This is a genomic window from Protofrankia coriariae (genome assembly GCF_001017755.1).
Classification (GTDB): Bacteria; Actinomycetota; Actinomycetes; order Frankiales; family Frankiaceae; genus Protofrankia; species Protofrankia coriariae.
The window spans coordinates 1-3,869 of sequence record NZ_JWIO01000062.1 but is presented as its reverse complement, the minus strand read 5'-3'; the positions used below and the strand labels follow the sequence as shown (position 1 = coordinate 3,869).

The following is a 3,869-nucleotide window of genomic DNA, read 5'->3' as shown; positions in this document are numbered from 1 at the left end:
CGGCCGGCGCCCGCTCGGCCGCCGGCACCAGCCCGAGATGCCGCGAGGGCACCGCGGCGGTGTCGTCCCGGCGCAGCACCCCCAGCACGGGGATGCGCAGGCCGGCGACGGCGTCCCGCAGCAGGCTCTCGTGGCCGGCCGAGCCGACCCGGTTGAAGACGACACCGGCCAGGCGCACCCGCCGATCCCAGGTGGCGAAGCCGTGCACCACGGCCGCGGCCGAGCGGCCCGCGGCGGACGCGTCCACGACCAGCACGACCGGGGTGGCGGTCAGCCGGGCCACATGGGCGGCGGAGGCGAAGTCCGCGGGCTGGCCGGGCCGCGGCACCGACACCCCGTCGAACAGGCCCATCACCCCTTCGACGACGGCGATGTCGGCGCCGTGGGCGCCGTGGGCGAACAGGGGGCCGATGCGCTCCTCGCCGCAGAGCACGGCGTCGAGGTTGCGCCCGGGGCGTCCGGTGGCCAGGGCGTGGTAGCTCGGGTCGATGTAGTCCGGGCCGACCTTGTGCGGGGAGACCCGCAGGCCGCGGGCGGTCAGGGCGGCCATCAGCCCGGTCGCCACGGTGGTCTTGCCCGCGCCGCTGGCCGGGGCCGCGATCAGCAGCCGGGGCAGGACGATGCCGGGGCCGCTCACCATTCGATCCCCCGCTGGCCCTTCTGGCCGGCGTCCATCGGGTGCTTCACCTTGGTCATCTCGGTCACCAGGTCGGCGGCGTCGAGCAGCTGTGGTGGCGCGGCGCGGCCGGTGATGACGACGTGCTGGCGCCCGGGCCGGGTGAGCAGCGTCTCGACGACCTCGGCCACGTCGAGCCAGCCCCACTTCAGCGGGTAGGTCAGCTCGTCGAGGACGTAGAGCCGGTAGGTCTGCGCGGCCAGGTCCCGGCGGATCTGTTCCCAGCCCTCGCGCGCGGCGTCGGCGGGCTGGGCGTCCGGGTCGATGCGGCGCTGCACCCAGCTCCAGCCCTCGCCCATCTTGTGCCAGGCGACCGTGCCGCCCTCCCCGGTGGCGGTCAGCGTGCGCAGCGCCCGTTCCTCCCCGATCCGCCACTTCGCGGACTTGACGAACTGGAACACCCCGACCGGCCAGCCCTGCGCCCAGCCGCGCAGGGCCAGCCCGAACGCCGCGGTCGACTTCCCCTTGCCGTCACCGGTGTGGACGATCAGCAGCGGGCGGTCCCGGCGGGCCCGGGTGGTCAGGCCGTCGTCGGGTATCACGGCCGGCTGTCCCTGCGGCATCCCTCAGGCCACCTTCCCGGGCTGGGTGGAAGCTGTTGTCGGCCCAACGGTCGGCCCGGCGGGCCCGCCAAACCGGACGGAGCCCGATCCCGCCGGCCGTATCGGACGCACGGGACCGGCGGGGACCGTGGGGCCGGTGGCGACCGCCGGGCCGGCCGCCGACAGGGCGGCCAGCGGAACGGTCGTGCCACCGAGGGCGGTGGCCAGCCGCCCGGCCAGGCCCAGGCGGACGTATCCGCTCTCGCAGTCGACGACGACGCTGGCCACCCCGGCGCGGGCCAGCGCGTGCGCGGCGGCGGCCGGATCCGGGCCGGTGGTGCACCGCCCGTCGGTGACGACGACCAGCAGCGCGCGCCGGTCGGGGTCACGCCGGCGTTCGGCGGCCAGCACCTGCCCGGCGCGGGTGAGTCCGGCGGCGAGCGGGGTGCGTCCGCCNNNGGCGAGCGGGGTGCGTCCGCCGGTCGGCAGGGAACGCAGCCGGGCCGCACCCACCTCCACGCTCGACGTCGGCGGCAGGACGACCTCGGCGCCGGCACCCCGGAAGGTGATCATTCCGATCCGGTCGCGGCGCTGGTAGGCGTCCAGGAGCAGAGAGAGCACGGCGGTGGTGACCGTGCGCATCCGGGCGCGGGCGGCCATGGAGCCGCTGGCGTCCACCACGAACAGCACCAGGTTGCCCTCGCGTCCCTCCCGGACGGCGCCGCGCCGGTCGGACGGGCGCAGCAGCAGCCCCGGGCCGCGGCGTCCGCGGACCCGCTGCCAGGGCGCGGCCGCCCGCAGGGTCGCCGGCAGGTGCAGGCCGGCGGCCTCCGGTGAGTCGGTGACCACCGCGCCGTGACGGGTGCGGGCCCGGGAGCGCCGCCCGGCGGCGCCGAGACCGGTACCGACGTCGGGGATCTCCAGGCGGCGGGGGCGGAAGGTCGGGCCGGGCGGGCCGGCGGGACGGACGTCGGCGGTGTCGGTCTGCCCGCGCGACGGGTCGGGCTGCTCGTACCCGCTGTGCTCGGACGCGGTGGTCGGCCCGCTGGCGGGCCGCGGTTCCGCCGCCGCGTCTGTTGCCGTTCGTTGCGTTTCCGCCCGGTGCAGGGGCTCCGATTCCGCCGGGCGCGGGGTCGGCAGGTCGCCGGCCGGCGTGGGCGGTGGCCCGTCACCGGCATGCCCGTCATGGCTGTCGGCAGCGGCGTCGCCGTGGCCGGCGCCACCACCGCCGCCGGCCGGNCCGCCGCCGGCCGGCGGCGGTCCGTCCGGGTCCGTAGACGGCTCCCCCGCTTTTTCCAGGGCGTCGGCGAGGGTGTCCTCGTCCAGGCCGGGGGCGTCGAACGGGCCTCGGCGGCGCCGGTGCGGCAGTGCCAGGCGGGCGGCGCGGCGGATGTCGTCGGCGGTGACGCGCTCGCGGCCCTCCCAGGCGGCCAGCGCGATCGCGGTGCGGGCGGTGACCACGTCCGCGCGCATCCCGTCCACGTCGAAGGCGGCGCAGACCGCGGTTACCTGGCGCAACGCCGTCTCGGAGAGCTCCACGGCGGGCAGGCGGTCACGGGCGGCGGCGATCCGGGCGGCGAGGGCGGCGTCCTGCTCCGCCCAGGCGGCGGCGAAGGCCTGTGGGTCGGCGTCGTAGGCCAGTCGGCGGCGCACCACCTCGGCCCGCACGCGCGGGTCCCGGCTGGCGGCGACCTCGACGGTCAGCCCGAACCGGTCCAGCAGTTGCGGGCGCAGCTCGCCCTCCTCCGGGTTCATCGTCCCGACCAGCAGGAACCGGGCTGCGTGGCGGACCGACACCCCATCGCGTTCGACGTGGGCGACACCGAGCGCGGCCGCGTCCAGCAGCAGGTCGACAAGATGATCGTGCAGGAGGTTGACCTCGTCGACGTAGAGCAGGCCGCGGTGGGCTACGGCCAGCAGCCCGGGGCGCAGCGCCGTGACGCCTTCGGTGAGCGCCCGGTCGAGATCGATCGACCCGGTCACCCTGTCCTCGGAGGCGCCGACCGGCAGCTCCACCATCCGCACCGCCCGGGTCACAGCGGGAGCCTCGGGTGGATGCGGGCCGTCCGGGCAGTCGGCGTCACCGGCGGCCGGGTCGCAGGCGAACCGGCAGTCGGCCACCACCCGCAGGGGCGGGAGCATGGCGGTGAGCCCCCGCACCGCCGTCGACTTGGCGGTGCCCTTCTCTCCCCGGACGAGCACCCCGCCGATGGCCGGTGACACAGCGTTGAGGACGAGGGCGAGCCGCAGGTCGTCCATACCCACCACCGCGGACAGCGGGTAGGCCGTCATCGTGCTCCCGACCGTGCGCCGGGCACCGGCTGACGGGCGTGAACGGGCATGCCGCGGTCCTCCCTCGGGTTTCCTCGCCCTCGGTAACGGTGCGAACGGCCGAAGTATCCCGGCTCCCGGATCAGTGCTCCCCCTCGGCCTTCCGGACGCCTACACGTCCGTGACACACGGTGAGGGTTCGCTCCCCGGTTACGGTGGCGGGACCGCGCCGGATTCCCACCGGCTTCCTCCACTGCCGTCGCCCACCCAGCATGGCACAACCCGCCACCACGCGGACCCCTTCGCCCTGCCCACACCCGTGTCCGGACATCCCAGCACTCGATGCCGCCGGCTGGCCGGGGACTGTTTCAAGATCGGTG

General features: G+C 76.5%; 3 protein-coding genes and 1 riboswitch. All 3 genes read right to left on the bottom strand.

Going from position 1 to position 3,869, the window contains the following annotated elements:
• Window positions 1–640 (bottom strand): cobyrinic acid a,c-diamide synthase CobB (locus tag FrCorBMG51_RS32140; RefSeq protein WP_047225070.1); only part of this gene is annotated, 640 nt, incomplete at its 3' end.
• Complete coding sequence (cobO, locus tag FrCorBMG51_RS22750; protein ID WP_013873666.1) at window positions 634–1,239, bottom strand: cob(I)yrinic acid a,c-diamide adenosyltransferase; 606 nt, start codon at window positions 1,237–1,239, stop codon at window positions 634–636. The genes cobO and FrCorBMG51_RS32140, both read right to left, overlap by 7 nt.
• Window positions 1,240–1,242: 3 nt before the next feature.
• A complete protein-coding gene (locus tag FrCorBMG51_RS22745; protein ID WP_476742236.1) occupies window positions 1,243–3,237 on the bottom strand; it encodes a VWA domain-containing protein in 1,995 nt (664 codons plus the stop codon).
• A gap of 376 nt (window positions 3,238–3,613) precedes the next feature.
• Window positions 3,614–3,739: riboswitch (cobalamin riboswitch) on the bottom strand.
• Window positions 3,740–3,869: the final 130 nt, after the last annotated feature.

Bases quoted from the DNA above. Each gene is read 5' to 3' on its own strand.
- cobO (WP_013873666.1), bottom strand. From the start codon at position 1,239: ATGCCGCAGGGACAGCCGGCCGTGATACCCGACGACGGCCTGACCACC.